Genomic DNA, 22,574 nt, shown 5'->3' with positions numbered 1-22,574 from the left:
ATGCATCAGCGGATACCCGGCGCGGCCCCTCTGCGGAATGCGGTCGGGGGCTTCCGCCGAGGGTCGGTAGGGTCGGGGGGTGATCGATCTGAGGCTCCTGCGGGAGGATCCTGACGTCGTCCGGGCGAGCCAGGCGGCGCGTGGCGACGACCCCCACCTGGTCGACCAGGTGCTCGACGCCGACGCGCGACGGCGCTCCGCGCTCACCGAGTTCGAGACGCTGCGCGCCGAGCAGAAGTCCCTCGGCAAGCAGGTCGCGCAGGCGCAGGGCGACGAGAAGCAGGCGCTGCTCTCGCGTGGCAAGCAGCTCGCCGAGCAGGTCAAGGCGCTGCAGGCCGACGCCGACACCGCCGAGGCCTTGGCCACCGAGCTGAGCCGGAAGATCTCGAACGTCGTCGAGGAGGGCGTCCCCGCCGGGGGTGAGGACGACTACGTCGTGCTCAAGCACGTCGGCGAGGGCCGCGACTTCGCCGCCGAGTACGGACCCGACTTCGTCGTCCAGGACCACCTGTCGCTGGGCGAGGGGCTCCAGGCCATCGACACCGTCCGGGGCGCCAAGGTGTCCGGCGCGCGGTTCTACTACCTGACCGGGATCGGCGCGCGGCTCGAGCTGGCGCTGCTGAACGCGGCGGTCGACAAGGCGCTGAGCGCCGGGTTCACGCCCGTGATCACCCCGACGCTGGTCAAGCCCGAGATCATGGCCGGCACCGGGTTCCTGGGCGCCCACGCCGACGAGATCTACCACCTGGAGGCCGACGACCTGTACCTCGTCGGAACCAGCGAGGTCGCCCTGGCCGGCTACCACTCGGGCGAGATCCTGGACCTGTCGAACGGCCCCAAGCGGTACGCGGGCTGGTCGGCCTGCTACCGGCGCGAGGCGGGGTCCTACGGCAAGGACACCCGCGGGATCATCCGCGTCCACCAGTTCCACAAGGTCGAGGCCTTCAGCTACACGACGATCGAGGACGCCGCCGACGAGCACCGCCGCATCCTCGCGTGGGAGGAGGAGATGCTCGCGCTGGCCGAGCTGCCCTACCGCGTGATCGACACCGCGGCCGGAGACCTCGGCTCCAGCGCCGCGCGCAAGTTCGACTGCGAGGCCTGGCTGCCCAGCCAGCAGCGGTTCCTGGAGCTCACGTCGACCTCCAACTGCACGACGTTCCAGGCCCGCCGCCTGGGCGTCCGCGAGCGCACGGCCGACGGGTCGATGCGCCCCGTCGCCACCCTCAACGGCACGCTCGCGACGACCCGCTGGCTCGTCGCCCTGCTGGAGAACCACCAGCTGGAGGACGGCTCGGTGCGCGTCCCGGTGGGGCTGCGGCCGTACCTCGGAGGCCTCGAGGTGCTGGAGCCGGTGCGATGACGCCCCGCTCGACGCCGACCGGCCTCGTGGCGCTCGACGTCGACGGCACGCTCATGACCTACGACGGCGTGATCTCCGCGGACGTCGTCGACGAGGTCGGGCGCCTGCGTGACGCGGGGGTGCACATCGTCCTGGCCACCGGGCGCGGGGTGCACTCGGCCGTCCCGGTCGCGACGGAGCTCGGGCTCTCGCACGGCTGGGTCGTCTGCTCCAACGGAGCGGTGACGGCGCGGATCGACCCGTCGACCGCGCACGGCTACGAGGTGACGCGCACGGTCACGTTCGACCCCGGCCCCGCCCTGCGCGCGATCGTCATGGAGCTGCCCGACGCGCTCTACGCGGTCGAGGACCTCGGCGTCGGGTTCCGGGTCTCCGGCGACTTCCCCGAGGGCGAGCTGTCGGGCGAGCTGGAGCGGGTCTCGTTCGAGGAGCTCACCAACACGCCCGCGACCCGCGTCATCATCCGCGCCCCCAACAGCAGTCCCGACGACTTCCACGCGGTCGTCGCGCGGGTCGGCCTGCACGAGGTCGAGTACGCGGTCGGCTGGAGCGCGTGGCTGGACCTGACGCCGGGCGGCGTCTCCAAGGCCAGCGCGCTCGAGGAGATCCGGCGCGAGCTCGGCGTCGAGCCCCACTCGACCGTCGCGATCGGCGACGGCAGCAACGACATCCAGATGCTGCGGTGGGCCGCGCGCGGCGTCGCCATGGGTCATGCCCCCGAGACCACGCGCCTGGCCGCCGACGAGGTCACCGGGAGCATCGAGGACGACGGCGCGCTCGCGGTCCTGCGCAGCCTGGTGGCCTGACGACGCCGGACGCGATCCCTCCGGGCCTTCGTCGGAACCCTCGGGTTTGACCGCCTGACCTAGCCTTTCCCCGTGCCCGCCCCGCTGCTGTTCGCCCTGTCCGGGCTGACGCAGTACCTGGGCGCCGCGGTGGCCGTGCGCGTGTTCGGCACGCTGACCCCCGCCACCGTCGCCTGGCTCCGGGTCTCCGTGGCGGCGATCGTCCTCCTGCTGTGGCGCCGGCCGTGGTCGACGCGAGGTCTGTGGACGTGGCCCGCGCTGCGCACCGCGATCGTCTTCGGCATCGTGCTCGCGGCGATGAACGTGACCTTCTACATCGCGATCGACCACCTGCCTCTGGGCACGGCGGTCGCCATCGAGTTCCTCGGCCCGGTGGCCGTCGCGGCGTTCACGGGCCACGGCTGGCGCGACCGCGTCGGCATCGCGATCGCGGCGCTCGGGGTGGTCCTGCTGGCGGGCATCTCGCTGACCGGCGGCTCGGACGCCGTGGTCGGGCTCGTCGCGATCTTCCTGGCGGCGGCCTGCTGGGCGGCCTACATCCTGCTCGGACGGCGGGTCGCGCGCGGCCGGGCCGGGGGAGTGACGGGCCTGTCCGTCGCGATGGCGGCCGGCGCGGTCGTCTTCGCGCCGTTCCTGTCCGCCGGCGCCGTGCCCGTGCTGCACGACTGGCAGCTGGCGCTGCTCATCGTCGCGATCGCGGTCTGCTCGTCGGTGATCCCCTACGCGATCGAGCAGCTGGTCCTGCGCCGCGTGCGCGCGGCGACCTTCGCGGTGCTGCTCGCGATGCTCCCCGCGATGGCGGCCCTGGTCGGTGCCGTCGCCCTGCAGCAGGTGCCGCACGGGCTCGAGGTGGTCGGGCTGCTGCTGGTGAGCGGCGCGATCGTCCTGACGGGGCTGGACCGCGAGGACGACCCGTCCGAAGAGGCCCCGCCGCCCGCCTGACCCACGACGCCGTGGCGACCCGGCGCGGACACGAACGTCCGAGCCAGCGAGCGCTCGGACGCACGGACAGTTCTAGAGGTACTGGCCCGTCGAGCGCTGCGGGTCGTCCTCCGTCGCCAGCGGCATGCCCGGCGGGCGGGAGCCCGGGGGGAGCTGCCGACGCGGGCCGCCCACCTGGACCTGGTTGCCCATCTGCTGCACCACGAGCGCGGTCTGGATCCCGTGGAACAGCCCCTCGAGCCAGCCGACGAGCTGGGCCTGGGCGATCCGCAGCTCGGCGTCCGACGGCGCCTGGTCCTCGACGAACGGGAGCGTGATGCGGTGCAGCTCGTCGACCAGCTCCGGCGACAGCCCCTCCTCGAGCTCGTGCAGCGACCGCTCGTGGATCTCGGCCAGCCGGATCCGGGCGGCGTCGTCCAGCGGGGCGCTGCGGACCTCGTCGAGAAGCTGCTTGATCATCGTGCCGATCCGCATGACCTTGGCGGGCTGCTCGACCAGCGAGCCGATGTCCTCGGGGGCATCCTCGGGCTCTGGCCCGTCCGACGGGCTCACGACGACGACGCGCGGGGTCTGGGGCTCGCTCTCGCTCATCTGGGCATTCTGTCCGACGAACCTGGATCCGCCCACCGCTCGCGGCGTGCCGATGCAGCCCGTGCCCGCCCGTTGGTCGTCGTCGGAACAATTCCTCCAATCTCGTTAGGGTGAGCCGCATGGCCTGGCTGACAACCCCCGCCCATGCCCGTTGGCTCGAAGGTGAGACCGACCGGCTCCTCGACTTCGGACGACGCAGCGTCGTCCGCGGCGGCTTCGCCCGGCAGGACGAGGCGGGCGAGCCCGTCGACGGACCGCGAGAGCTGTGGATCGCGTGCCGGATGACGCACGTCTACGCGATCGGGCACCTGCTGGGCCGCCCCGGCTCCGCCGCGCTGGTCGACCACGGGCTCGACGCGCTGCGCGGTGCTTTCCACGACGGCGAGTTCGGCGGCTGGTTCGCCGAGGTCTCGCGCGACGGCACGCCGGTCGACACCGCGAAGGCCGCCTACCCGCACGCGTTCGTCATCCTCGCGACGTCGTCCGCGACCGCGGCCGGCCGCCCGGGTGCGCGCGAGCTCCTCGACGAGGCGCTGGCCGTCTCCGAGAAGCACTTCTGGGACGACGAGGCCGGAATGTCGGTCGAGGAGTGGGACCGCACGTTCTCCGACCTCGACGGCTACCGCGGCGTCAACGCCAACATGCACACCGTCGAGGCGTACCTCGCCGCGGCCGATGTCACGGGCGACCGCATCTGGCTCGACCGCGCGCTGCGCATCATCACGACCGTGGTGCACCGCTACGCGGCCGAGAACCAGTGGCGCATCCCGGAGCACTTCGACTCCGCCTGGACCGCCGACCTCGACTACAACATCGACGAGCCCGCGCACCCGTTCCGTCCCTACGGCGCGACGATCGGGCACTGGCTCGAGTGGTCGCGCCTGACGCTCCACGCCCGCGCGGCCGTGACCGCCGCCGGCGACGTGGCACCGGCGTGGATGCTGACCGACGCGACCGCCCTGTTCGACGCCGCCGTGGCCGAGGGCTGGGACGTCGACGGCGCCCCCGGGTTCGTCTACACGGTCGACTGGTCCGGCGCGCCCGTCGTGCGCGAGCGCATGCACTGGGTCGCCGCCGAGGCCGTCGGCGCGGCCGCCGCCCTGCACGCGGCGACCGGCGAGCAGCGGTTCGACGACGCGTACACGCAGTGGTGGGAGTACATCGGTGCGCACCACCTCGACCGCGTCGGCGGGTCGTGGTGGCACGAGCTCGGCACGACGAACGAGGTGTCCCGGACGGTCTGGGCCGGCAAGGCCGACCTCTACCACGCGGTCCAGGCCACGCTCATCCCGCGCCTGCCGCTGACCCCGGTCATCGTCCCGGCCCTCGCGGCCGGCCTCCTGGACTGACCTCCGCGACGTCCGCACTCGTGGGGCTCATGGCCCACACGAGTGCGGACGTCGCTGTCTCTCCTGGCGTGGGCGATGACGCGTCGTGCGTCAGGGGATCAGGAGGACCTTGCCGAAGGCCTCGCCGGACTCGAGGAGGCGGTGGGCCTCGGGGGCCTCGTCGAACGGGACGCGCGCGTGCACGACGGGGTGCACGGAACCGTCCTCGACGAACGGCCAGACGTGCCGCCGTACCCCGTCCATGATCGCGACCTTCTGATCCAGCGGCCGCGACCGCAGCGTCGTGCCCAGGACCGCGGCCCTCTTGGCCATCAGCGCCGACAGGTCGATCTCGCCGCGACGACCCTGCTGCAGACCGATGACGACGAGGCGGCCGTCGTCGGCGAGCATCGCGAGGTTCTCCGCGAGCCCGCCCGCGCCGAGCACGTCGAGGATGACGTCGACCCCGTGGGTGTCGGTCGCGGCGAGGACGCGGTCGGGCAGGCCGGGCAGGCGGTGGTCGAACGACGACGCCGCACCGAGCGCTCCGAGGCGAGCCGTGCGCTGCGGGCCGCCGGCGGTCGCGAGGACCGTGGTGCCGAGGGCGTGCGCGATCTGGACGGCCAGCGACCCGATCCCGCCGGAGCCTCCGCGCACCAGCAGCGTCTCGCCGGGCGAGAGGCGGGCGGCCCGGAGGTTGGACCAGACGGTCGCGACCCCCTCGGGGAGCGCGGCGGCGTCGATCGTCGAGACCCCGTCGGGAACCCGCAGGACCAGACCGGCGGGGACGACGACGCGCTCGGCGTACCCGCCGCCGGGCAGCAGGGCGGCCACCTGGTCGCCGACCTGCCAGCCGTCGTCGGCCACACCGGGACCGACCGCGACGACCGTGCCGGAGACCTCCAGCCCGGGCCACGCGGGAGCGCCGGCGGGCGGTGGGTACTGCCCGAGACGTTGGAGGAGGTCGGCGCGGTTGACCCCCGCGGCGGCGACCTCGACGGTCAGATCGTCGGGGCCGGGCTCGGGCTCGGGCACCTCCGCGACGGCCAGGACCTCCGGGCCGCCGGGTTCGCTGATCACGACCGCACGCACGACCGCACAGTAACTCTCGACCAGATGCGCGCATTTCGAGGTACCGAACGGTAGGTTCCGATCGTCTCGGACCCTGGACCAACCCCCCGTTAGCACAGGTGACCCGCACGCCGGGAGCAACTTCTCGTATCCCAGCGGGTGACGTCCGTGGCAAACTCTGGCCGCGGGCTAATGGTCAGACGCCCAAGAGCCGATGACTGCGAACGGGACTCCTCGTGGGTCGACAGACGCTGGACCGGATCGACCTGGTGGCAACACCCGTTGTCGGAAGACGGAAAGGAACGACATGCTGCGACGGCTCGGCATTCGCGCCAAAGTGATGGCTGTCCTTGCCGTCCCCATGCTCGTGATCTTCGGCACGGGTGCATACATCTCGTACGTCGCGCTCCAGGAGCTGCGTTACGCGAACGCCGCCGTGGGTGTCGTCGACACCCTGCAGGCCTACGCGCCGCTGGCCTCCTCGCTCGAGACGGAGCGCACGCTGTCGCTCACCGGTGGCTCCCCGGAGCAGATCGCCGAGGCCCGCAAGGCCACGGACTCCGCGCTCGCCGCCGTGAAGCCGCTGACCGCGGCGCTCGACTTCGACGAGTTCCCCGACGCGGTCGTCACCGAGTTCCAGGACGTCCAGCTCGCGCACAACACGCTGCTGCCCGCCGTCCGCACGCTCGTCGACATCAAGTCGCAGCGCGCCGTCATCATGCGCGACTACTCGGACATCATCACGGGCCAGATCGCGCTCATGGAGCAGGTCTCCAACAGCCTCAAGGACCGTGGCCTCGCGGCGTACATCACCTCGTACCGCGAGGTCGGCGACGTCTCGGACAACCTGGTCACCGAGCTCATCGACGGTGTGTCGGTGCTCGCCAGTGGCGGTGCCAACCAGGCGATGGTCCGTGGGTACGGCAACCAGGCCGCGGCCACCGAGCTGGCCCGTACCCGTGCCCGCAACGAGGTCGACTCGCTCGCGCAGCCCGGCCTCGCGCTGCCGACGAAGGACCCGACCTCCAACTTCACGCGTATGCGGGCCATCCTCGCCAGCGGTGACGGCTCGACGTTCGGCCAGGTCGACCCGAACATCTGGGTCAAGGAGATCCAGGACCAGACGACGAACCTGTCGAACCTCAACGAGGAGATCCTGAACCAGGCCGAGGTCGTGGCCAAGCAGGCCGCCACCGACGCCCGCAGCCAGGCGCTCATCACGATCGGTCTGGCCATCGCCGCCGCTCTGGTGTCCCTGTTCTTCGCCCTCGTCGTCGCTCGCGCCATCGTCGTCCCGCTGCGACGCCTGACGGTGGCCGCCGGTGAGGTCCAGGAGCAGCTGCCGCGTCTCGTCGAGCAGGTGGCCGTCCCCGGTGAGGGCCCCGAGATCACGCTCGAGCCCATCCCCGTCACGTCCCGCGACGAGGTGGGCCAGCTGGCCCGCGCGTTCAACTCGGTCAACCAGACGACCGTGCAGGTCGCCCAGGAGCAGGCTGCTCTGCGTGGCTCCATCGCGGAGATGTTCGTCAACGTCGCCCGCCGCGACCAGGTCCTCCTGAACCGGCAGCTGTCGTTCATCGACTCCCTCGAGCGCGCCGAGGAGGACCCCAGCACGCTGGCCAACCTCTTCCGCCTCGACCACCTCGCCACCCGCATGCGTCGTAACGCGGAGTCCCTCCTCGTGCTCGCCGGCATCGACACCGGCCGTCGTCTGCGCGACGCCATGCCGCTGTCCGACGTCGTGCGTACGGCCTCCTCGGAGATCGAGCAGTACGACCGCATCGAGCTCGACCTGCAGGTCGACCCGCACATGCACGGCTTCAACGCCCTGGGCGCGGCGCACATGCTCGCCGAGCTCCTCGAGAACGCGACGATCTTCTCCGAGCCGGAGACGCCCGTCACGGTCACCACCGGTGTCTCGGGCCAGTACGTCGTCGTCCGCATCCTCGACCACGGTCTGGGCATGAGCGAGATCGAGCTCGAGGCCGCCAACTCGAAGATCGAGTCCACGTCCGCCAGCGACTCCCTGGGCAACCAGCGCCTCGGCCTCTTCGTCGTCGGCCGCATCGCCCAGCGCCTCGGTGCTGACGTCAAGCTGCTCAAGGCCTCGCACGGCACCGGCACCGAGACGATCGTGCGCTTCCCCGCGACGCTGTTCGTCGCGACCGAGACCGCGCTGTACGGCAACGGGGCCCCGGCCGCGCTCGCCGCCCCCCGCGTCGACCCGGGCCTGCCCCAGATCGAGGCCCCGCTCGTCGAAGAGGTCGACCTCGCGGCGCTCACCGACGGCCAGACGCCGCTCGGCCTGCCGAAGCGTCGCAGCCGCGACGACGACGCGTCGGTCGACGAGGGCCCGATCCCGGTCACCGAGATCCAGCCGGCTGCCACGCTGCCGTCGCGCTCCAAGAAGACGTTCGACGAGGACAACCTCGTCCTGCCCGAGGCACCCGACGGCCACATCGCGCCCGAGATCTCCGCGGCCGCGCTGGGCTCCGACTGGACCCCGCCGACCGCCGCCCCCGCGGGCGGTGGCCTGCCGAGCCGCAGCCGTGCCTCGACCCCCGCCTGGGCCACGCCCGAGGAGCCGACCACGACGAGCAGCGCGGCCGCCCCGGCGCCCGCCGCACGTGCCGGCCTGTTCTCCGGCTTCCGTGGTCGCACCGCCGAGCAGATCGCCGCAGGCGAGGGCGAGGCCGAGTCGACCTCGAACGTCCGCGCCCCGTGGATGTCCGCCGGTGCGCACGCAGCTCCCGTCGAGCCCATGGTCATCCCCTCGCTCGCCGACGACGAGGACGACTCGTGGGAGGCGCAGGAGGCCGAGCACCGTGAGGCCGCCTCGATGGAGGCTGCCGCCGAGATCGTGATCGCCGAGCACCTGACGCAGGGCGAGGACGTCGCCGTCTTCGAGCCCGACCCCTCGTGGGCCCCGCCGAGCGCGGAGGACGCCCCCGTCTGGGAGCCCACCCCCGCGTGGGAGAGCCCCGCCGCCGAGGCCGTCGACGCCCCGACGTGGGAGGCCCCCGTCGTCGAGGACGCTGCCGCCTGGGCACCGCCCGCCGTCGAGGACGCCGTCTCGTGGGAGGCCCCGGTCGTCGAGGAGGCGCCGGTCGCCGAGGACACCCCGGTCGCCGAGGACGCCCCGTCGTGGGACGCCCCCGTCGCCGAGGAGACCCCGTCGTGGGAGACCCCCGTCGCCGAGGACGCTCCCGCCTGGGACGCCCCCGCAGCTGACGACGAGGTCGCTCCCGTGTGGGAGGCGCCCGTCGCCGAGGACGCACCGGTCGCCGACGAGGCACCCGTTGCCGACGAGGCCGTCTGGGAGCCCACGCCCGCCTGGGCAGCCCCCGTCGCCGAGTCGGTCGTCGAGACCGAGGCCGCCGTCGAGGACACCGCGGTCTGGGAGCCGACCCCCGCGTGGGACCTCCCGGCCACCGCCGAGGTCGCCACCGAGCCCGCTCCGGCGCTCGAGGTCCGGCCCGCCGCCGAGGCCCTGTCCGACCAGACCCCGGCCTGGGAGGCGCCCGTCGTCGACACCGACGCCTGGAACCTCGCCGTCGCCGAGTCGCCGGCCTGGTCGCCGATCGTCGCGTCCGAGCTCTCGGCCCCGGCCGAGGCCGTCGCCGAGCCGGCCGACTTCGAGCCGGCTGCGTTCGAACCTGCCGCGTTCGAGCCGGCTGCGTTCGAGCCGGCCGCCTTCGAGCCGGTCAGCGCAGAGCCCGTCGAGTCTGTCGTCGAGCCCGAGCCCGAGCCCGAGCCCGTCCCGGTCGCCGAGGTCGAGACCGTCGCGGAGGCCGCCCCGGTCGCCCCCGTCCAGTCCTTCACGAGCTACAGCGGCTACGCCGGCTGGGCTGCCCCGGCAGCCGAGACGCCCGCCGCGTACGTGCCGTTCGAGCGGACGCTCGACGAGGCGCGGGCCTGGCACACCGGGTCGATGCCCGTCGTGCCGGAGCCGGTCGCCGAGCCTGTCGCCGAGGTCGAGCCTGTCGCCGAGGTCGAGCCCGTCGCGGAGGTCGCCCCCGTCGCCGAGGTCGAGCCCGAGACTCCCGCCGTGGACGCCGCCTGGCCGACGCCCGCCTGGGAAGAGGCCGCAGCGCCGGTCGACGCCGAGGCGTTCGTCCTGCCGGAGCCCGTCGTGTTCGACGTCGTCGCCGATGTCGAGGAGCCCGTCTGGGCCCCGGCCGAGGCCGAGGTCGCCGAGGCACCCGTCGCCGAGGGGACGCCCGCCTGGGCCGCACCCGAGGCCGACGCCCCGGCGTGGCCGACGTTCGAGGAGGTGCACCCGGAGGTCGAGCAGCCGACGCAGCTCTTTACGCCGATCGAGGCCGAGGCGGCCGTCACGGCCGACGAGCAGGCCTTCGAGCCGTCCTCCTTCGCGCCGACCTACGAGCAGCCGTACGCACCGTCGTTCGACCAGCAGCAGCCGGTGCCCGTCGCCGAGGCCGCCCCGGTCGCCGAGGCTCCCGCCTGGGCCCCCGAGGCGCTCGCCGCCGTGGCCGCCCCGGCACCGCAGACCGCCTTCGGCGAGCTGGTCCAGCCCGCCACCGAGGACTCGAAGGGTCGTCGTCGCTGGGGTCTGTTCGGCCGCAAGAAGGCCGACCAGCCGGCAGCAGCAGCACCCGTCGCTCCGGTCGCGCCGGCCCCGGCCGCCTTCGAGGTCCCGGTCAGCCAGGTCGCCCCGGTCCGCACGTCGGCCTGGACGGCGGAGGCTCCGGCCCCGGCCGCGCAGCCCGAGCCGCAGACGTGGATGGCGTCGACCAACCAGTGGTCGGCTCCCGCCCCCGTCCAGACCGCCTTCCCCGAGGCAGAGGCGGCACCTGCGCCGGTCGCGCCCGTCGCCCCGGTCGTCCCCGAGCACCCGTCGGCCGGCTCCTGGTCGCCGCCGGACTGGAACTCCCGCCCGAACCCCGCACCGCACTCGACGGTCCCGCAGCCTGCGCTGCCGCCGTCGGTCGCCCCGCGGGTCGGCACGCTGGACGACGAGGTGGCCGCGATGCTCGCGCTGCGCTCGGACATCCAGGAGCAGGCGCTCTCCGAGCTCTCCCAGCTGTCGGCCTACCGGCCGTCCGCGTCGGGTGGCTCCGCCGAGCGACTGACCAAGCGTGTCGCCCAAGCTGTCCCGGCGTCGACGATCGCCGAGGACGAAGGGAAGCCCGTGCAGCGAGACGCGGACCAGCTCCGCTCGCGCCTGTCGAGCTTCCAGTCCGGGACGAGCCGGGGCCGCCAGGCCTCGGAGGATCCCTCCAGCCAGAACGGCGAGAGCTGATGACAGACGTTTTTCTCTCAACATCCCCCTCAACCGTCGTCCCAGCCCTGGTGACGTCTGACCCCGCAGTCATCGACTGCACCAGCAAGGAGGAAGTGTGACCGCGCTCAGCACCGAGGCAGCCAACTTCGGCTGGCTCCTGGACAACTTCGTCCGGACCGTGCCCGGCACTCGCCACACACTCGTGGTGTCTGCGGACGGTCTTCTCATGGCGATGTCCGAGCAGCTCGACCGCACCAGCGGCGACCAGCTCGCGGCCATCGTCTCGGGAATGTCGAGCCTTACCCGTGGCGCAGCGCGCCAGCTTCGTGCGGGGGAGGTGCGTCAGGCGATCATCGAGATGGACAACTTGTTCCTCTTCCTCATGAGCGTCTCGAACGGCTCCGTCCTCGCCGTTGTCGCCGAGTCGTCCTGCGACGTGGGACTCATCGGCTACGAGATGGCGATGCTCGTGTCCCGTACCGAAGCCACGCTCACCCCGCAGCTCATCTCCGAGATGCGTGGACAGCTCCCCGTCGACGGCGCCACGCGCGCTCCCGTGGCCTGAGCCGACGGATCCCCGACGATGAGTGAGCACATCGAGTACGAGGCCAGAACGGTCCGGCCCTATGCCGTGACCGGTGGCCGCGTGCGCTCGGCGCGCTCCGACCTGCCTCTCGAGGCACTGGTCGAGGCGATGCCTGGCGCAGTCGCCAGCCAGGGTCTGCCGCCCGAGAAGCGGGCGATCCTGCAACACGCAGCGTCGAACTACATCTCGGTCGCCGAGCTGTCGGCCCTGCTCCACCTGCCCCTGGGCGTGATCCGGATCCTCGTGTCCGACCTCGCCGAGCAGCAAGTCGTGCGTGTGCACACCTCTCAGCCGGTCGAGGTCAACACCGGTGAATCGCCTGCCCTGTCCCTCAGCGTGCTGGAGAGTGTTCTCAATGGCATTTCCGCCCTCTGACGCCGCTGTGGCCGCTCCGGCGGGCACGGCAGGAAGCGTCGCACCCACAGTCGTCAAGATCGTCGTCGCGGGCGGCTTCGCCGTCGGCAAGACGACCTTCATCGGTTCCATCTCGGACATCGAGCCCCTCAACACCGAGGCCGCGATGACCGAGCACTCGGTCGGCGTCGACGACGCCGGCGGTGTGTCGGACCGCAAGACCACCACGACGGTGGCGATGGACTTCGGTCGCATCGCCCTGCCGGGGTCGCTCTGGCTCTACCTGTTCGGTACCCCTGGCCAGGACCGGTTCCTGTTCATGTGGGACGACCTGGTCCGCGGTGCCATCGGCGCCGTCGTCCTGGTCGACACCGACCGGCTCGACCAGTGCTTCCCGGCCGTCGACTACTTCGAGAGCCGCGGCATCCCGTTCGTCGTCGGCGTGAACTGCTTCGACGGCGTCGCCAAGCACCAGCTGGACGACGTCCGTGACGCCCTGGCGATCCCGGCGCACGTGCCGGTGCTCTACACGGACGCACGGTCGCGTGCCGCCACCAAGCAGGCGCTGATCTCGCTCGTGCAGCTCGCGATGGAGCGTCTGCGCAGCCGGTGAACCGCTGAGGTTCCACCACGACCGCGGCCGACCCCTGCAGGGGGGTCGGCCGCAGTCGTGCCCGGTCAGCGGTGCCCGGTGAGCACGTAGGGAATCATGTGACGATGCCCCCCGATCCCGTCCCCTCACCGCGCTCCGGCGGTGACGACGACGAGGGCACCCTGCTCCCGCAGCCGCGCGCTGCGTCGGACCCGCCCGATCCCACGCCGCCCGCTCCCGTCGACGAGGACGTGCAGGACGCGGGCGACGAAGCCACGCCCGAGGCTGACGCTCCACGCGACGAGGACGGCGAGGGACCGGCACCCGTCGAGGAGCCGGCCCCGGGTCCACTCGCCACCCCGCGCCCGCCGCTGGACGACGAGCCGAGCCCGCCGCCGTCCATCGTCGGGGACCCGCGGCCGGCACCCGACGACGAGCCCAGCCTGCGTGCCGTGGTCGGACCCAATCCTCCGTCCACCCCACCCCTGCCCGCCCGCCGCGTGTACGCGGACGGTTCCGCGCTCGCGCAGTACGTGGTGGGCTCGTCGAGCCACGACGACTGGCTCGCGTGGGCTCACGACCACGAGGACGAGCTCGTCACGACGCCGCTGGGCCTGACGGAGCTACGCCGGTTCGCCCTCCCGGGCGGCGTGGAGGCCCGCGGGGTCGCGCGGGAGGTCGAGGAGCGCGTGACGGTGGTCCGGTTCTCCGACCAGACGCTGCGGGCGGCGACGAAGGTGTCGGGAGTGCTGCCGCCGTTCACGGCGCTGCACATCGGGGCCGCTCTCGCGCACCCGGAGATCGTCGCGGTGGCCACCTACGAGACTCAGCTGGCCCGGGTCGCGGCCCTGCACGGCTATCTCGTCGTCTCCCCAGGGCTGGCGCCCTTCTGGTGGGAGACCGGCGACTGAGGCGCGGCCCTTCCGTGACGTGCAGGTTCGCGCCTAGGTTGCCCCTATGACCGCAACCCCGCAGCCGCTCGACGCCGGCGCCGTGCGCCCCGCCCCTCCGCTGCGCCCCTCCCGCCGCCGGGCGACGGACCACGTCGACCACCTCACGCGCGACGAGCGCAGGGCGCGCGGCGCCGCTGCACGCGTCCTGACGCCGCGCACCTCGCTTGCCCTGGCAACCGGCGGTGACAAGCGACCCGATCCGGTCGACCTGCTGATCGGCCAGGGCACCAGCCGGGTCCCCGAGCTCGTCCCGCTGCGGTACGGCCGGATGGCGACCTCCGCGTTCGCGTTCTACCGCGGTGCCGCGCTGATCATGGCGTCGGACCTGGCGTCGACCCCGAACACCGGCCTGGAGGTCCAGCTGTGCGGTGACGCGCACATGTCGAACTTCGGCCTGTACGGCACGCCCGAGCGGCGCCTGCTCTTCGACCTGAACGACTTCGACGAGACGCTGCCCGGCCCGTTCGAGTGGGACGTCAAGCGCCTGGTGGCGTCCATCGAGGTGGCCGCACGGGCGAACGGCATCCCGCGCAAGGAGCGCCGCGCGATGGTCGTCGGCGCCGCACGCAAGTACCGCGAGACCATGCGCGAGTTCGCGACGAAGACCGAGCTCGAGGTCTGGTACGCCCGGATCGACGTGGACGACTTCATGGGCGAGTACCTCTCGCAGCTCGGCAAGACCCAGGCCAAGCGGACGCAGTCGACGATCGCGAAGGCGCGCACCCGCGACCACCTCCAGTCGGTCAACAAGCTGACCGAGGTCGTCGACGGGCAGCGTCGGCTGATCTCCGACCCGCCCCTGGTCACCACCCTCGAGGAGCTGCTCGGTGTCGAGGGGGCCAAGGACTTCGCCGAGCGCCTGGCCAAGCTGGTCCGCTCCTACCGCGCGACCCTGCAGCCGGACCGGCGCCATCTGCTCGAGCAGTACCGGGTCATCGACATGGCCCGCAAGGTAGTCGGCGTGGGCAGCGTCGGCACACGCGCCTGGATCCTGCTCCTGCAGGGGATCGACGAGAACGACCTGCTGATCCTGCAGGCCAAGGAGGCGCAGCCGTCCGTGCTCGAGCAGTTCCTGGGCGCGAGCGAGTACACCCAGTCCGGACAGCGGGTGGTCGAGGGCCAGCGGCTGATGCAGGCGGCGAGCGACACCATGCTCGGCTGGCAGCGCACGCAGGGGATCGACGGCGTGCAGCGCGACTTCTACCTGCGCCAGCTGCGCGACTGGAAGGGCTCGGTGGTGATCGAGACGATGCTGCCGACCGGGATGGCCCGCTACTCCGAGCTCTGCGCGTGGACCCTGGCCCGCGCGCACGCCCGCTCGGGCGACCGCATCGCGATCGCGGCCTACCTGGGCACCTCGAAGACCGCCGACGAGGCGTTCGCGACCTTTGCCGAGGAGTACGCGGACCGCACCGAGCAGGACCACGCCGTGCTGCTCGAGGCCATCGCCACCGGCCGGGTCGAGGCCATCCACGGAGTCTGACGCGCGCTTGTGGGAGACTCGTGCGCGCTGCGGACGGGCCCGGTCGGGTCGGCTCGCGCGGGAGGGCTGTCTGAGCGGCCGAAAGAGACGGTCTTGAAAACCGTTGGAGCGGGACAACCCCGTTCTCGTGGGTTCGAATCCCACGCCCTCCGCCCCGGAGCCGCCGGCCTCGGCCGGCGTCAGGTGAGCTCGGCGACCAGCCGCTCGGTCGCGGGTGTCGGCACACCGTGCAGCCGTCCTGCCCGCAGGACGGCGCCGCCGATGGCGTCCAGCTCGAGCGGCCGTCCCGCCTCGGCGTCGCGCTGCATGGACGACTTCGCGTCGGGCTCGAAAGCGTCGTAGAACCGCAGGGCCGTCTCCGGGGGCGTGTCCGGACCGCCGCTCGCCCGGCTCACCGCCGCGACCTCGGTGACCAGCTCATCGAGCTCGTCGCGACGCGTGGTGCGGATCTCGCCGATGGTCGCGCCGTACCGGGTGGTCAGGAGGGCGAACGGCGCGAGGACGGCGAGCTTTCCCCAGAGCATCTCCCGCTCGTCGTCGAGGACCCGCGTGCTCAGCCCCGCCCCCTGGAGCAGCGCGGCGGCCGACTCGAGCCGGTCGCGCGGTGCGGTGCGGCTCGCGATGCCGACGTCGGCGAACGGGCTGCCGTGCACGATCCGGCCAGGTCCCGTCCGCGTGGACTCGACCCGGATGACCCCGGCCGCGACGGACTCCGGCGCGAACCGGTCCCGCAGGAGCTCGACGTGCTCGACGCCGTTGAGGAGCGGGACGACGAGCCCGTCGGTGACCAGGTCGGCGGGCACCCGGTCGAGTGCGTCCGTCAGCGACGTGTGCTTGATCGCGACGACGCAGAGGTCGACCGGCTCACGCAGTCGCGTGTCGGCCTCGACCTCGACCGAGAAGTCACCGAAGAGACCGCTCCGGACGCTGATCCCGTCCGAGAGGAGCGCCTGGACGGTCGAGTCCCGGGCGATGAAGACGACCCGATGACCGGCCCGCGCTGCCAGGGCGCCGACGAGACCGCCGACACCCCCCGGTCCCAGGATCGCGATCGTCGCGCGCGGCGGGGTGGTGGGCATGGCGACGACTCTGCCACGGTGACCGCGCCCGGCCGCGCCCGCTCAGTCTCCGACAGCGTCGCGGGCCCGCTGCACGATGAGCGGGTCGACCTTGCCGACGACCGTCTCGTCCTTGCCCTCGTAGGAGAACTGGCCGAGGAAGTAGCGCATGGCGTTGAGCCGGGCGCGCTTCTTGTCGTTGCTGCGGACCGTGATCCACGGCGCGTGGTCGGTGTCCGTCCCGACGAACATCGCCTCCTTCGCCGCGGAGTACAGGTCCCACCGGCCGAGGGACTCGAGGTCCATCGGCGACAGCTTCCAGCGCCGGACGGGGTCGATCTGGCGGATCGCGAAGCGGGTGCGCTGCTCGCGGCGGGTCACCGAGAACCAGAACTTGGTCAGGTGGATGCCCTCGTCGACGATCAGTCGCTCGAACTCCGGGGTCTGGCGCATGAACGCCGCGTACTCGTCGTCCGAGCAGAAGCCCATGACGCGCTCGACGCCCCCGCGGTTGTACCAGGACCGGTCGAACAGCACGATCTCGCCCGAGGTCGGGAAGTGCTCGATGTAGCGCTGGAAGTACCACTGGCCCTGCTCGGTGGTCGTGGGCTTGGTCAGCGCCACGACGCGGGCCGCGCGGGGGTTCAGGTGCTCCATGAACCGCTTGATCGTTCCGCCCTTGCCGGCCGCGTCGCGGCCCTCGAACACGACGACGTGCCGCTCGCCGTTGTCCTCCGCCCAGTACTGCAGCTTGAGCAGCTCGATCTGCAGGCGGTACTTGGCCTCCTCGTACTCCTCGCGATCCATCAACGTCTCGTACGGGTAGTCCTCGCGCCAGGTCTCGACGGCCTTGCCGCCCGGGTCGATGAGCACCGGGTCGGCGCCCTGGCCGCCGAAGACGGTGTAGCCCTCGGCGACGAGCCGGTCGATGTACTCACGCAGGCTGTCCTCGGCATCCGGCTGGTAGCCGTGCATATCGAGCGTCGAGTCCATCGCAACCTCCTGAGGTGCCTTCCCGCCTGCGACTGTATGCCGCATCTCCAGGGCCGTGCGTGCTGGCCGGCACGGGCGTGCCCCCGCGCGGACCGCGGTCGCGGCCTAGGCTCTCGATGTGCCCCGACGCCACGTCCAGCTGCAGGCCGGTCAGCAACGTCCCGACGCCCCCGCGGTGGACGTGCTCGTCCGGGACGGTCTCGCGGCGCTGCGCCACGAGCTCGACATCCCCGAGGCGTTCCCGCCGGCCGTGGTCGCCGAGGCCGAGGCGACGACCGCCGACACCTCCGGCGAGATCAGCGACCTCCCGTTCGTCACCATCGACCCCGAGGGCTCGATGGACCTCGACCAGGCGGTGCACATCGAGCGCACCGCCGACGGCTTCCGGGTGCACTACGCCATCGCGGACGTCGCGGCCTGGGTGGTGCCCGGCGGAGCCATCGACGACGAGGCCCGGGTCCGCGTGGAGACGTTGTACGCCCCCGACGGCCGGACCCCGCTGCACCCGCCGGAGCTCAGCGAGGGCCGCGCGAGCCTGCTCCCGGGCCAGACGACGCCCGCGCTGCTGTGGACGATCGAGCTCGACGAGCGGGGAGAGCCCATCCGGACGACGGTCGAGCGCAAGCGTGTACAGAGTCGTGCCCAGCTGACGTACAACGGTGCGCAGCAGTCGATCGACGACGGCACGGCGGACGAGACGCTGAAGCTCCTGAAGGTCGTCGGGACGCTGCGGCGGGCGGCGGAGGAGCGGCGCGGCGGCATCACGCTGCCCACGCCCGAGCAGGTGGTCGAGCAGCAGCCCGACGGCACCTGGACGCTGGGCAGTCGCGCGACCCTGCCGGTGGAGGAGTGGAACGCGCAGATCTCGCTGCTCACCGGGATGAGCGCGGCCCGGCTCATGCTCGACGGGCGCATCGGCATCCTGCGCACGCTCCCGGAGGCGGACCCCCGCGACGTCGAGCGCCTGAAGCGCTCCGCGCACGCGCTGAAGATCGACTGGCCCGCGGGCGCGACCCCGGGCGACGTCATCCGCAACCTCGACGCGTCCGACCCGGCGCACGCCGCCCTGCTGACCGACGCGACGAGCCTGCTGCGCGGAGCCGCCTACGTCGCGTTCGACGGGGAGGTGCCGCCGTACACGATGCACGCGGCGATCGCCGCGCCCTACGCCCACACGACGGCACCGCTGCGGCGTCTCGTCGACCGGTTCGTCGGCGAGGTCTGCGTCGCGCTGAGCGCTGGCACGCCGGTGCCGGGATGGGCCCGCGACGCCCTGCCGGAGCTGCCCGGGCTCATGGCGAGCGGCGACAAGCACGCGGGCGAGTACGAGCGCGGCTGCATCGACCTCGTCGAGGCGGCGCTGCTGACCGGGCGGGTCGGCGAGGTCTTCGACGGAGCGATCGTCGACGTGCGCGCCGACCGCGACGCCGGGGTCGTGCAGCTGCGCGACCCCGCGGTGCGCGGCCGCATCGAGGGTGCGGACCTGCCGCTCGGGACGGACGTGCAGGTCCGGCTGACGGAGGCGGACACGGCCACGCGCACCGTTCGGTTCGAGCTGGCCCGGCCCGAGCCCGGGGCGTCGTGATGTCCGAGCTCGACGACATCGCCGACGAGCTGTACGGCGGGCCGCCCAGCGTCTTCATCGAGCACCGCGACGCCGCCGCCAAGGCCGCGCGGGCCGACGGGGACCGGGAGCTGGCCAAGCAGATCACCGAGCTGCGCAAGCCGACCGTCTCCGCGTGGCTGATGAACCTGCTCGTCCGCGACGACCCCGGCTTCGCGGACCAGGTGGTCGCCCTCGGCGAGGGCCTGCGCGATGCCGAGCGGTCCCTCGACGGACCCGCGCTGCGCGAGCTCAGCACCCAGCGACGGGCGCTCGTCCGCTCCCTGACCGCGCGTGCCCGCAAGCTCGCACAGCCCGCGGGCCAGCGCATCGGCGACTCGGTCACGCAGGAGCTCGACGCGACGCTCACCGCGGCGCTCGCCGACCCTGCGGTCGCGCGCGAGGTCACCTCGGGCCGGCTCACGGCCTCGCGCGAGTGGTCCGGCTTCGGCAGCGCGGACACGACCGCCACGACGACGACCGGCGCGCGGACGACGCCGACCCCGAGGCCGAAGCCATCGGCGCCGAAGGAGGACGAGGAGCCCCCGAAGCGACCCAGGCTGACCCTGGTCAAGCCGGCGGTCGACCCGGAGGAGGCTCGGCGTGCCCGCGCGGAGGAGCGCCGCCAGCGCGCGATCGACGAGGCCGACAAGGCTCTCGACGCGGCGGACCAGGCGCTCGCCGAGGCCCAGCGCAAGCACGACGCCGCACGGCAGGTCCGCGACGAGAGCGCGGCCCTGCTCGACCGCGCGGAACGCGCCGCGCAGGACGCCCACGACGAGGAGGACGACCTGGTCAAGGCGCTGGCGGAGGTTCGTCGCAAGCTGGCGGCCGCGGGCAAGGCCGCGACGATCGCGGACAAGGACGTCGGCCAGGCCCAGGCGAACCTCCGGCACGACGAGAAGGAGGCGACGACGACCGAGCGCGAGCTGCAGCGGGCCGAGCGCGCCAGGGACGCGGCCGCGACCAGGAGGGACGAGCTGTGAAGGACGACGCCGAGCAGGTCCTCGTCGAGTCGCCGCAGCAGTGGCGCGAGTGGCTGGCCGAGAACCACGCGACGTCGTCGGGAATCTGGCTCGTCACGTGGCGCGCGGCGAGCGGGAAGCCCCAGGTGACCTACGAGGAGGCGATCGAGGAGGCGCTCTGCTTCGGCTGGATCGACGGCCAGGCGCAGACGCTCGACGCCGACCGCACCGCGCTCTGGCTGACCCGCCGACGTCCCGGCAGCGGGTGGAGCGTCCTGTCCAAGCAGCGCGTGGCGCGGGTCGAGGCGGACGGCCGCATGACGCCGGTCGGCCGCGCGGTGATCGACGCCGCCCAGGCGGACGGGTCCTACAGCCGGTTCGACGACGCCGACAACCTGGTCCTGCCGCAGGACCTCCTCGACGCCTTCGACCAGCGCCCGGGAGCGCGCGAGCACTGGGAGACGTTCAGCGAGGCGGTCCGCCGCGGCATCCTGCGCTGGATCGTCGACGCCAGGCGGGACGTCACGCGCACGGCCCGGATCGAGGAGACCGCGGACCTGGCGGAGCAGGGAATCGCCGCCCACCAGCAGGTTCGCCGCTAGGAAACCCTGGTCGGGACGCACCTTTTGTGGTCCACTTCCGAGGTGAACTCGACCAAACCTGAGAAGCCCGTCCAGAACACCAAGGGCCTGGGCTACATCTCCATCGCGATCCTCGTCATCTTCCTGGTGGTGGTGGTCGTCCGGGGCGTCGCCACGTTCGACGGGGAGAACCATCCCGGCCTGGACTACCTCTTCTTCGTCGGCCTCGTCTTCGGCCTGATCTTCTTCGCCACCCTTGCGGTGAAGTTCCTGTTCATCGGCGACGACAAGGACGACTGACCCCGACGCACGACAGAGCCGCACGGTCCGACGAGGGACCGTGCGGCTCTGTCGTGCCCTTGGGGGAGTCGGTCAGACCGCGACCGCACCCTCCGTCGGCAGGTCGTCCTTCTTCGCGGAGATCAGGGTGGCCGCCGCGGCCAGGCCGACGAACATCAGCACCGCGCCGCCGAGGTAGGCGACGTGGTAGCCGGCCACCTGGGCGGTCGCGAGCATGGCCTGCGTCGGCTCGGACCCGCCGGCCAGGTCGGTGAGCTTCGAGGCGGTCGCGCTGATCGCGAACGTGCTCAGCAGGGCGAGGCCCAGGGAGCCACCCACCTGCTGGGACGTGTTGAGCAGGGCGCTCGCTACGCCGGCGTCGTGCTTGCCCACGCCGACGAGCGCGGTGCTCGACGCGGGGATGAACACGGCCGCCATGCCGAGGCTCATGACCGTGATGGCCGGGAGCACGGTGGTCACGTACGACGAGTCGGGCGTGGTCCGCAGGAGCAGCAGCATGCCGGCGATCGCCAGCGAGATGCCGACCAGCATCAGCGGCCGCGGCCCGACGCGGGGCAGGATCTGCGACACGATGCCGGCGCCGATGATGATGCCGATGCTGAACGGCAGGAACGCGAACCCGGCCTTGAGCGGCGTGTAGCCGAGGATGTTCTGCAGGTAGAGCGTCATGAACAGGAACATCGAGAACAGCCCGGCGCCGATCATCAGGAAGACGATGTAGGAGCCACCGCGGTTGCGGTCGAGCACGATGCGCATGGGGAGCAGCGGGTTCTTGACCCGGGTCTCGACGATCACGAACGCGACCAGCAGCGCGACGGAGATCGCCAGGAGCGTCACGACGGTCGGGTCGCCCCAGCCCACCGTGCCGCTGCCGTCGGCCTGCTGCTTGGAGGCCTCGGTGAAGCCGTACACGAGCAGGGCCAGGCCCAGGCTCGAGAGCACGGCGCCGGGGATGTCCAGGTGCCGGTCGCCCGGAGCCTTCGACTCCACCACGTACCGGAGCGCGAGGATGACCGTGATCAGCGCGATCGGCAGGTTCACGTAGAGGCACCAGCGCCAGCCGAGCCACTCGGTCAGGACGCCGCCGAGGATGAGGCCGATGGCCGCGCCACCGCCGGAGATGGCGCCGAACACGCCGAACGCCCGCGCACGGTCGCGACCCTCGGTGAAGGTCACGGTGATGATGGCGAGCGACGCGGGAGCGAGCAGCGCGCCGAAGGCACCCTGCAGCGCACGAGCGGCGAACAGCAGGGACTCGGACTGGGCCGCGCCGCCGAGGCCGGACGCAACGGCGAAGCCGACGAGGCCGATGATCAGGGCGCGCCTGCGGCCGATGTAGTCGGCGATCCGACCACCCAGCAGCAGCAGACCGCCGAAGGCGAGCGTGTAGGCCGTGATGGCCCAGGAGATGTCCTGCGCGGGGATCTCGAGCTCGGTCGCGGCGGACGGCAGCGCGATGTTCATGATCGCGGAGTCGAGCACGATCATGAGCTGCGCGATGGCGACGACACCGAGGATCACCCAGCGGCGACGGTCGTGGGCGGCGGCCGCGAGGGCCGCTTCGTCTTGGGGAGAGTCGACCGCTTCAGCGGTCGTCAGGGCAGGTTCGGACACAGCAAACTCCGGGGGGAGAAGGGGTGGCGGCGTCGCCGGAGGAGTGGACCGCTACGGCGGTCCGGAGGAGCAGACCCGATATTCCTCACCCGGGCGCAACGTCAGTGCATCAGCCGATACCTGCGCCGGTCAAGGAATTTGTCTTC

19 protein-coding genes and 1 tRNA gene are annotated in these 22,574 nt (G+C 72.4%); 15 read left to right on the top strand and 5 right to left on the bottom strand.

What is annotated here, in order from left to right:
• The first annotated feature begins 79 nt into the window (after positions 1 to 79).
• The 3 genes from serS to AC1DUE_RS17510 all read left to right on the top strand — a co-directional run bounded on the left by serS (position 80) and on the right by AC1DUE_RS17510 (position 3,111).
• Positions 80 to 1,363, top strand: coding sequence for a serine--tRNA ligase (gene serS / locus AC1DUE_RS17520; protein ID WP_477040693.1), 1,284 nt, complete (start codon positions 80 to 82; stop codon positions 1,361 to 1,363).
• Positions 1,360 to 2,169 (top strand): HAD family hydrolase, encoded by an 810-nt coding sequence (locus AC1DUE_RS17515; RefSeq protein ID WP_477040692.1) that lies wholly within the window; start codon positions 1,360 to 1,362, stop codon positions 2,167 to 2,169. The genes serS and AC1DUE_RS17515 overlap by 4 nt, the downstream gene beginning before the upstream one ends.
• A gap of 72 nt (positions 2,170 to 2,241) precedes the next feature.
• Entirely contained in the window at positions 2,242 to 3,111 is an 870-nt protein-coding gene (locus AC1DUE_RS17510; RefSeq protein ID WP_477040691.1) for an EamA family transporter, read from the top strand.
• Between the two features lie 72 nt (positions 3,112 to 3,183).
• Here AC1DUE_RS17510 and AC1DUE_RS17505 read toward each other — a convergent pair whose 3' ends face one another.
• A complete protein-coding gene (locus tag AC1DUE_RS17505; protein WP_477040690.1) occupies positions 3,184 to 3,702 on the bottom strand; it encodes a bacterial proteasome activator family protein in 519 nt (172 codons plus the stop codon).
• 119 nt (positions 3,703 to 3,821) lie between these two features.
• Between AC1DUE_RS17505 and AC1DUE_RS17500 the strand changes: the two genes are divergently transcribed.
• On the top strand, positions 3,822 to 5,051 hold the full coding sequence (locus AC1DUE_RS17500; protein ID WP_477040689.1) for an AGE family epimerase/isomerase: 1,230 nt from the start codon (positions 3,822 to 3,824) through the stop codon (positions 5,049 to 5,051).
• A gap of 90 nt (positions 5,052 to 5,141) precedes the next feature.
• Here AC1DUE_RS17500 and AC1DUE_RS17495 read toward each other — a convergent pair whose 3' ends face one another.
• Positions 5,142 to 6,122 (bottom strand): NAD(P)H-quinone oxidoreductase, encoded by a 981-nt coding sequence (locus tag AC1DUE_RS17495; protein WP_477040688.1) that lies wholly within the window; start codon positions 6,120 to 6,122, stop codon positions 5,142 to 5,144.
• 319 nt (positions 6,123 to 6,441) lie between these two features.
• Here AC1DUE_RS17495 and AC1DUE_RS17490 point away from each other — a divergent pair, with 319 nt between their 5' ends.
• From AC1DUE_RS17490 to AC1DUE_RS17460, 7 genes are all read left to right on the top strand, one after another.
• Positions 6,442 to 11,364: a nitrate- and nitrite sensing domain-containing protein gene (locus tag AC1DUE_RS17490; RefSeq protein WP_477040687.1), complete on the top strand. Its 4,923-nt coding sequence runs from the start codon at positions 6,442 to 6,444 to the stop codon at positions 11,362 to 11,364.
• 97 nt (positions 11,365 to 11,461) lie between these two features.
• The gene (locus AC1DUE_RS17485) at positions 11,462 to 11,911 is read left to right on the top strand and encodes a roadblock/LC7 domain-containing protein (RefSeq protein ID WP_028051268.1); all 450 of its coding nucleotides are present in this window, start codon (positions 11,462 to 11,464) and stop codon (positions 11,909 to 11,911) included.
• An 18-nt stretch (positions 11,912 to 11,929) separates the two neighbouring features.
• Positions 11,930 to 12,307, top strand: coding sequence for a DUF742 domain-containing protein (locus AC1DUE_RS17480; protein WP_477040686.1), 378 nt, complete (start codon positions 11,930 to 11,932; stop codon positions 12,305 to 12,307).
• Positions 12,288 to 12,899, top strand: coding sequence for a GTP-binding protein (locus AC1DUE_RS17475; RefSeq protein WP_028046055.1), 612 nt, complete (start codon positions 12,288 to 12,290; stop codon positions 12,897 to 12,899). The genes AC1DUE_RS17480 and AC1DUE_RS17475 overlap by 20 nt, the downstream gene beginning before the upstream one ends.
• A gap of 104 nt (positions 12,900 to 13,003) precedes the next feature.
• Positions 13,004 to 13,789: a type II toxin-antitoxin system VapC family toxin gene (locus AC1DUE_RS17470; RefSeq protein ID WP_477040685.1), complete on the top strand. Its 786-nt coding sequence runs from the start codon at positions 13,004 to 13,006 to the stop codon at positions 13,787 to 13,789.
• Between the two features lie 46 nt (positions 13,790 to 13,835).
• A complete protein-coding gene (locus AC1DUE_RS17465) occupies positions 13,836 to 15,314 on the top strand; it encodes a DUF2252 domain-containing protein (RefSeq protein WP_477040684.1) in 1,479 nt (492 codons plus the stop codon).
• Positions 15,315 to 15,374: 60 nt separating this feature from the next.
• A tRNA-Ser gene (locus AC1DUE_RS17460) sits at positions 15,375 to 15,466 on the top strand.
• A 27-nt stretch (positions 15,467 to 15,493) separates the two neighbouring features.
• On the opposite strand, the gene AC1DUE_RS17455 is transcribed toward AC1DUE_RS17460, so the two are convergent.
• Positions 15,494 to 16,393, bottom strand: a complete 900-nt coding sequence (locus AC1DUE_RS17455; RefSeq protein WP_477040683.1) for a ketopantoate reductase family protein — start codon at positions 16,391 to 16,393, stop codon at positions 15,494 to 15,496.
• Positions 16,394 to 16,435: 42 nt separating this feature from the next.
• The gene (gene ppk2 / locus AC1DUE_RS17450) at positions 16,436 to 17,365 is read right to left on the bottom strand and encodes a polyphosphate kinase 2 (protein ID WP_477040682.1); all 930 of its coding nucleotides are present in this window, start codon (positions 17,363 to 17,365) and stop codon (positions 16,436 to 16,438) included.
• Positions 17,366 to 17,483: 118 nt separating this feature from the next.
• Here ppk2 and AC1DUE_RS17445 point away from each other — a divergent pair, with 118 nt between their 5' ends.
• Genes AC1DUE_RS17445 through AC1DUE_RS17430 form a run of 4 tightly spaced genes read left to right on the top strand, consistent with a single transcriptional unit; the run spans position 17,484 to position 20,814 of the window.
• The gene (locus tag AC1DUE_RS17445) at positions 17,484 to 18,950 is read left to right on the top strand and encodes an RNB domain-containing ribonuclease (RefSeq protein WP_477040681.1); all 1,467 of its coding nucleotides are present in this window, start codon (positions 17,484 to 17,486) and stop codon (positions 18,948 to 18,950) included.
• Entirely contained in the window at positions 18,950 to 19,954 is a 1,005-nt protein-coding gene (locus tag AC1DUE_RS17440; RefSeq protein WP_477040680.1) for a hypothetical protein, read from the top strand. Before AC1DUE_RS17445 ends, AC1DUE_RS17440 begins: the two co-directional genes overlap by 1 nt.
• The gene (locus AC1DUE_RS17435; protein WP_477040679.1) at positions 19,951 to 20,535 is read left to right on the top strand and encodes a YdeI/OmpD-associated family protein; all 585 of its coding nucleotides are present in this window, start codon (positions 19,951 to 19,953) and stop codon (positions 20,533 to 20,535) included. Before AC1DUE_RS17440 ends, AC1DUE_RS17435 begins: the two co-directional genes overlap by 4 nt.
• 42 nt (positions 20,536 to 20,577) lie before the next feature.
• Complete coding sequence (locus AC1DUE_RS17430) at positions 20,578 to 20,814, top strand: hypothetical protein (RefSeq protein ID WP_477040678.1); 237 nt, start codon at positions 20,578 to 20,580, stop codon at positions 20,812 to 20,814.
• 72 nt (positions 20,815 to 20,886) lie between these two features.
• On the opposite strand, the gene AC1DUE_RS17425 is transcribed toward AC1DUE_RS17430, so the two are convergent.
• Positions 20,887 to 22,428, bottom strand: a complete 1,542-nt coding sequence (locus tag AC1DUE_RS17425) for an MFS transporter (RefSeq protein ID WP_477040677.1) — start codon at positions 22,426 to 22,428, stop codon at positions 20,887 to 20,889.
• Positions 22,429 to 22,574 lie beyond the last annotated feature (146 nt).

Source organism: Cellulomonas sp. P4_A2 (assembly GCF_056402515.1).
The sequence above is the reverse complement of the archived record's forward strand: the minus strand, read 5'-3'. Positions and strand labels throughout refer to the sequence as shown.

What these genes read in the sequence shown, in the direction of transcription:
- AC1DUE_RS17515 (WP_477040692.1), top strand. Translation starts at nt 1,360, where the DNA reads ATGACGCCCCGCTCGACGCCGACCGGCCTCGTGGCGCTCGACGTCGAC.
- AC1DUE_RS17505 (WP_477040690.1), bottom strand. Translation starts at nt 3,702, where the DNA reads ATGAGCGAGAGCGAGCCCCAGACCCCGCGCGTCGTCGTCGTGAGCCCG.
- AC1DUE_RS17500 (WP_477040689.1), top strand. Translation starts at nt 3,822, where the DNA reads ATGGCCTGGCTGACAACCCCCGCCCATGCCCGTTGGCTCGAAGGTGAG.
- AC1DUE_RS17490 (WP_477040687.1), top strand. Translation starts at nt 6,442, where the DNA reads ATGGCTGTCCTTGCCGTCCCCATGCTCGTGATCTTCGGCACGGGTGCA.
- AC1DUE_RS17480 (WP_477040686.1), top strand. Translation starts at nt 11,930, where the DNA reads ATGAGTGAGCACATCGAGTACGAGGCCAGAACGGTCCGGCCCTATGCC.
- AC1DUE_RS17475 (WP_028046055.1), top strand. Translation starts at nt 12,288, where the DNA reads ATGGCATTTCCGCCCTCTGACGCCGCTGTGGCCGCTCCGGCGGGCACG.
- AC1DUE_RS17470 (WP_477040685.1), top strand. Translation starts at nt 13,004, where the DNA reads ATGCCCCCCGATCCCGTCCCCTCACCGCGCTCCGGCGGTGACGACGAC.
- AC1DUE_RS17465 (WP_477040684.1), top strand. Translation starts at nt 13,836, where the DNA reads ATGACCGCAACCCCGCAGCCGCTCGACGCCGGCGCCGTGCGCCCCGCC.
- AC1DUE_RS17455 (WP_477040683.1), bottom strand. Translation starts at nt 16,393, where the DNA reads ATGCCCACCACCCCGCCGCGCGCGACGATCGCGATCCTGGGACCGGGG.
- ppk2 (WP_477040682.1), bottom strand. Translation starts at nt 17,365, where the DNA reads ATGGACTCGACGCTCGATATGCACGGCTACCAGCCGGATGCCGAGGAC.
- AC1DUE_RS17440 (WP_477040680.1), top strand. Translation starts at nt 18,950, where the DNA reads ATGTCCGAGCTCGACGACATCGCCGACGAGCTGTACGGCGGGCCGCCC.